Raw genomic sequence first — 4,624 nt, 5'->3', positions numbered from 1 at the left:
GTGCCGACGCTGCATTTCCAGTTCGACCGCACCACCGAGCGCGCGGCCGACATGAACGCCTTGATCGCCAAGGCCGTTTCCTCCCGTTCCAAGGAGGAGTGACCATGCACGCGCCACGCACCAGGGTGCAGCGGCGCCCTGTGCATGGGGTGTTGCTGCTCGACAAGCCGCTGGAGATTTCCAGCAACGATGCGCTGCAGAAAGCCAAGTGGCTGCTGCGGGCGGAGAAGGCCGGCCATACCGGCACGCTCGACCCACTGGCCACCGGCGTGCTGCCGCTGTGCTTTGGCGCCGCCACCAAGTTCAGCCAGCTGCACCTGGACGCCGACAAGACCTACGAGGCGACCGCCCGCCTGGGCATGCGCACCAGCACCGGCGACGCCGAGGGCGAGGTGATCGAGCAGCGCCCGGTGCCGCACTTCACGCAGCACCACCTGGACGAGATGCGGGTGCTGTTCACCGGCCCGATCGCGCAGGTGCCGCCGATGCACAGCGCGTTGAAGCGGGACGGCAAGCCGCTTTATGAATATGCCCGCGCCGGGCAGGAAGTCGAGCGGGCCGCCCGTGACGTCCACGTGCACGAACTGCGGCTGGAGCTGACCGCGCCCGACCTGCTGCGCATCGTCGCCAAGGTCAGCAAGGGCACCTACATCCGCACGCTGGGCGAGGACATCGGCGCGGCGCTTGGCTGCGGCGCGCACCTCGTCGCGCTGCGAAGAATTGCCACCGGGCCGTTCGATTTGGCGCGCTGCGTCACCTTGAAGGAACTCGAGGGCCTCGACGAGGCCCAACGCATGGCCCGGCTGTTGCCGGTGGATTCGCTGCTGCAGGGCCACCAACGCGTGGACCTGGGCACGGAAGATGCAGGCCGATTCCTCAGCGGCCTGCGGCGCAGGGGCACGTGGGCGAACGCGCCCCTGGTCGCTGTGTACGGCCCCGACGGCCAATTGCTGGGGGCAGCCCACATCCAGGCCGGTGAACTGATCCCCACCCGGCTCCTCAGCCCGATCGAAATCAAGCAAATCAGCGGTTCCACCGAACCCGTACCCGTATGACCAACAAGCAAATCCGAAACATCGCCATCATCGCGCACGTCGACCATGGCAAGACCACCATGGTCGACCAGCTGCTGCGGCAGTCCGGCACCTTCGCCGAGCACGAGAAGGTGGTCGACACGGTGATGGACAACAACGCCATCGAACGCGAGCGGGGCATCACGATTCTGGCCAAGAATTGCGCCGTGAGCTGGAAGGGCACCCACATCAACATCGTGGACACCCCGGGCCACGCGGACTTCGGCGGTGAAGTCGAACGCGCATTGTCCATGGTGGACGGTGTGGTGCTGCTGATCGACGCCCAGGAAGGGCCGATGCCGCAGACCCGCTTCGTCACCAAGAAGGCGCTCGCCCTGGGCCTGCGCCCGATCGTGGTGGTCAACAAGGTGGACAAGCCGGGCGCCAACCCGGACAAGGTGGTCAATGCCGCCTTCGACCTGTTCGACAAGCTCGGCGCCAGCGACGACCAGCTCGACTTCCCGGTGGTCTATGCCTCCGGCATCAACGGCTGGTCCTCGCTGGAAGAAGGCAAGCACGGCGAGCAGTGGGGTACCGACATGTCGGCCTTGTTCGACACGGTGCTCAAGCACGTGCCGCCCCACGAAGGCGACCCGGCCGCGCCGCTGCAGCTGCAGATCTCGGCGCTGGACTTCTCCACCTTCGTCGGCCGCATCGGCGTGGGCCGCGTCAACGCCGGCACCGTGCGCCCGATGATGGACGTGGTGGTGATGGAAGGCCCGGACGGCAAGGTCGTCAAGGGCCGTGTCAACCAGGTCCTGACGTTCCAGGGCCTGGACCGCGTCCAGGTGCAGGAAGCCGGCCCCGGCGACATCGTGCTGATCAACGGCATCGCCGACATCGGGATCGGCGTGACGATCACCGACCCGATCACCCCGGATCCGCTGCCCATGCTCAAGGTCGACGAGCCGACCCTGACCATGAACTTCTGCGTCAACACCAGCCCGCTGGCCGGCCGCGAAGGCAAGTTCGTCACCAGCCGCCAGATCTGGGACCGGCTGCAAAAGGAACTGCAGTCCAACGTGGCGCTGCGCGTGTCGGAAACCGACGAGGAGGGCGTGTTCGAAGTGATGGGCCGGGGCGAACTGCACCTGACCATCCTGCTGGAAAACATGCGGCGTGAAGGCTTCGAGCTGGCCGTTTCCAAGCCGCGCGTGGTGTTCAAGACCATCGACGGCGCCCGCCACGAGCCCATCGAGATGGTGACGGCCGACGTCGAGGACCAGCACCAGGGCGGCGTGATGCAGGCGCTGGGCGAGCGCAAGGGCGAGCTGGTCAACATGGAGCCGGACGGCCGCGGCCGCGTGCGCCTGGAGTACCGCATCCCGGCGCGGGGCCTGATCGGCTTCACCAACGAGTTCCTGAACCTGACGCGCGGCTCGGGCCTGATCGCCAACATCTTCGACGGCTACGAGCCGCACAAGGGCGAGATCGCCGGCCGCAAGAACGGCGTGCTGATCTCGATGGACGACGGCGAGATCTTCACCTACGCGCTGGGCAAGCTGGACGACCGCGGCCGCATGTTCGTCAAGGCGAACGATCCGGTCTACGAAGGCATGATCGTGGGCATCCACAACCGTGACAACGACCTGATCGTCAACGCCACGCGAACCAAGCAGCTGACCAACTTCCGCGTCTCCGGCAAGGAAGACGCGATCAAGGTCACGCCGCCGATCGACCTGACGCTGGAGTACGGCGTCGAGTTCGTCGAGGACGACGAGCTGGTCGAGATCACGCCCAAGTCGGTGCGCCTGCGCAAGCGCTTCCTGAAAGAGCACGAGCGCAAGCGCAACATCCGCCAGGCCGCGTAATCACTTTGAAATCGCTGCGCGATTTGAAAGTGGCCTGATCAGTGTGAAGAAGCCCGGCAAAGCCGGGCTTCTTCACATGGGAGGCCGCGTTGCGCGATGCTCCAGGCGGCCTGGTGCCGCTAGCGAAGTTGGGTACCATTCCCCCCGGGCCAACGACAAGAACGAAGTGAAACTCACCCACACCCGAGCGGTTTTCCTGATGGTCGCCGTGACCCTGATGTGGGGCATCGCCGGGGTGGTCACGCGCCACCTGGAGCACGCGGCCAGTTTCGAGGTGACGTTCTGGCGCAGCTTTTTCACCGTCGTGTCGCTGCTGGTGATCCTGCCGTTCGTCCAGGGGCCCGGTGTGGTGTTCCACAAGCTGCGCACCGGCGGCTGGCCGCTGTGGCTGTCCGGCATCTGCTGGAGCATCATGTTCACGGCTTTCATGGTGGCGATGACGCTGGCCAGCGTGGCCAACGTGCTGGTCACGCTGGCCATCGGTCCCCTGGTCACCGCGCTGTTCGCCCGCGTCGCCCTGGGCCACCGCATCCCCGGCCGGACCTGGGCCGCCATCGCCGGCGCCGGCGTCGGCATCGCCTACATGTTCGGCTCGCAGAAAACGCAGGGCGGCCAGCTCACCGGCACGCTGGTGGCGTTGTGCGTGCCGTTCGCGGCCGCCGTGAACTGGACGACCACGCAGCGTTCGCATGCGCAGGGCCACCAGGTCGACCTGGTGCCGGCCGTGCTGGTGGGCGCAATCCTTTCGTCGCTGGCCACCTTGCCGTTGGCGTTGCCGTTCCAGGCCAACATGCACGACCTCGGGCTGCTGGCCCTGATGGGGCTGGTGCAGCTGGCGATCCCGTGCGTGCTGGCCGTCGTCTGCGCGCGGGTGCTGAAGGCCCCGGAGATGTCGCTGCTGGCCTTGCTGGAGGTGGTGTTCGGGATCCTCCTGGTCTGGGTCGGGGCCAACGAGGTGCCAGCACCGTCGGTGCTGGCAGGCGGCGCGCTGGTGATCGGCGCGCTGGTGGTCAATGAACTGGTTGGATGGAGGCAGAGCGCATGAACGATGTGCTGGTTGAAGTGAAGGGCGCGGCGGGGCTGCTGACGCTGAACCGGGCCAAGGCCCTGAATGCGCTGTCGCTGGACATGATCCGGACGCTCCACGCGGCGCTGCTGGCCTGGCGCGACGATCCCGCGGTGCAGCTGGTGGCGCTGCGCGGGATGGGGCGCGAGGGGCCGTTCGGCGCTTTCTGTGCCGGTGGCGACATCCGCTTTTTCCACCAGGCGGTGCTGGCGGGCGACGCGCGGCTGGAGGACTTCTTCACCGAGGAATACGCGCTCAACCACCTGATCCACGTCTACCCCAAGCCTTACGTCGTCTTCCTCGATGGCATCGTCATGGGTGGCGGGATGGGGATCTCCGCCCACGGCAGCGACTTCAGCCTGCGGATTGCGACCGAGCGCACGAAGATGGCCATGCCCGAGACCAACATCGGCCTGTTCCCGGACGTGGGCGGCGGCTGGTTCCTGGCGCGCTGTCCGGGGCGCATCGGCGAGTACCTGGCGCTGACCGGGCAACTGGTCACCGGAGCCGATGCGCTCACCGCGCGGCTGGCGGACGGCCTGCTGCCTTCGGCCGAACTGCCGGCCGCCTGGGACGCGCTCGCCGACCGTGATCGCTTCGAAGGCTTGCGGGACCAGGTGCGCGCCGGGACCTCGCCAGTGGGCAGCGAGCTCTCCACCCGCCGCGCGGAGATC

Annotated in this window: 4 protein-coding genes and 1 pseudogene; all 5 read left to right on the top strand. The window is 67.2% G+C overall.

Going from position 1 to position 4,624, the window contains the following annotated elements:
- Positions 1-102, top strand: a pseudogene (locus JWP65_RS16305) (ribosome-binding factor A); the annotation flags it as partial.
- A 2-nt stretch (positions 103-104) separates the two neighbouring features.
- Positions 105-1,055, top strand: a complete 951-nt coding sequence (gene truB, locus JWP65_RS16300) for a tRNA pseudouridine(55) synthase TruB (RefSeq protein WP_299765600.1) — start codon at positions 105-107, stop codon at positions 1,053-1,055.
- A complete protein-coding gene (gene typA / locus JWP65_RS16295; RefSeq protein ID WP_299765598.1) occupies positions 1,052-2,884 on the top strand; it encodes a translational GTPase TypA in 1,833 nt (610 codons plus the stop codon). Before truB ends, typA begins: the two co-directional genes overlap by 4 nt.
- 166 nt (positions 2,885-3,050) lie before the next feature.
- Positions 3,051-3,929, top strand: coding sequence for a DMT family transporter (locus JWP65_RS16290; protein WP_299765596.1), 879 nt, complete (start codon positions 3,051-3,053; stop codon positions 3,927-3,929).
- On the top strand, positions 3,926-4,624 hold a 699-nt coding region (locus JWP65_RS16285; RefSeq protein ID WP_299765594.1), incomplete at its 3' end, for a 3-hydroxyisobutyryl-CoA hydrolase. The genes JWP65_RS16290 and JWP65_RS16285, both read left to right, overlap by 4 nt.

This window comes from Ramlibacter sp., from assembly GCF_028292805.1.
GTDB lineage: Bacteria > Pseudomonadota > Gammaproteobacteria > Burkholderiales > Burkholderiaceae_C > Ramlibacter.
Note: the sequence above shows the minus strand (reverse complement) of the source record. Positions and strands in the feature narration are given on the sequence as shown.